At 51.8% G+C, this 967-nt stretch carries 1 protein-coding gene; it reads right to left on the reverse strand.

Annotated features, from left to right (window positions below; genetic code table 11):
• Positions 1 to 136: 136 nt before the first annotated feature.
• A partial coding sequence (gene ehuB, locus FS666_RS19375) for an ectoine/hydroxyectoine ABC transporter substrate-binding protein EhuB (RefSeq protein WP_144463790.1) occupies positions 137 to 967 on the reverse strand: 831 nt, incomplete at its 5' end.

Raw genomic sequence — 967 nt, forward strand, 5'->3', positions numbered from 1 at the left:
TGGATCGTCACACCTGCCCCGCGCAATAATTCCGGCAAAAACATCATGTAAGTCTCAATAGTGACCCAGCTCCTTCGTATCTAAGGTGAAGAATCCCCCATGTAAGAACATAAGGGACCCAAATCAGTAGTAAAATTTATTGCCCGCAGCGGTCTTCTGTCGTTACATCATCCGGAAGGTTGTCCTCCCCAAACCCGAATTCTTCGTAGATTTCAAGGATCTTTCCGGAATCAATCAGCTTTTTCAATTCAGCATTGTATGCTTCCCTTAATTCGTTGTCCTCTTTTCTGAAGACAGCAGCTCCGTAGCTCATGACGCTTTCCCCGCCAATTTCCGGCTGCGTGAACGGCTTGGCCTCTTCCACCTTGGACTGGTCCGCTGATTCCACCGCTTCGCGGAGCGTCGCTTCCGTCATGACGGTCGCATCCACACGGCCAGAGCTTACTGCCGCAATATTGGAAGAGATGCTGTCTGACGTTTCAATCTGATTCTCTTTGACACCCAGCTCTTTCAGGAACTCATGCTGATTGGCTCCTGCCATGATCGACACCTTCACATCCGGGTTTTTGGCAATGTCTTCATAGCTGTGCAAATTCTTCGGATTTCCTTTCTGGACGGCCATCCCTTCCCCGTAGCGGATTTCTACATCACCGAATGCCGCTTCCGCACAGCGTTCCGGACGGATGTCCATGCCGGCGGTGACGACATCAAAGCGTTCCGCCTGCAATGCCGGGATCAGAGAACCAAATTCCGTGACCTCCCCTTCGACGGTGTCTATGCCCATTTCCTTGAAGACAGCTTTCGTGATCTCAGGTGCAACCCCTGTCACTTCGCCGTCGGACGTTTTATAGCCATAAGGCTTTTCATTGGCAACTCCAAGCTTCACCTTGCCTTCTTTCTTCAGGCGGTCAAGCGTGGATCCACCCGCTTTTGGGTCTCCCCCGCCTGTGCTTTCGCTGCTGTTTCC

The sequence above is a fragment of the Siminovitchia fortis genome, from assembly GCF_007681465.1.
Lineage (GTDB): Bacteria > Bacillota > Bacilli > Bacillales > Bacillaceae_C > Siminovitchia > Siminovitchia fortis.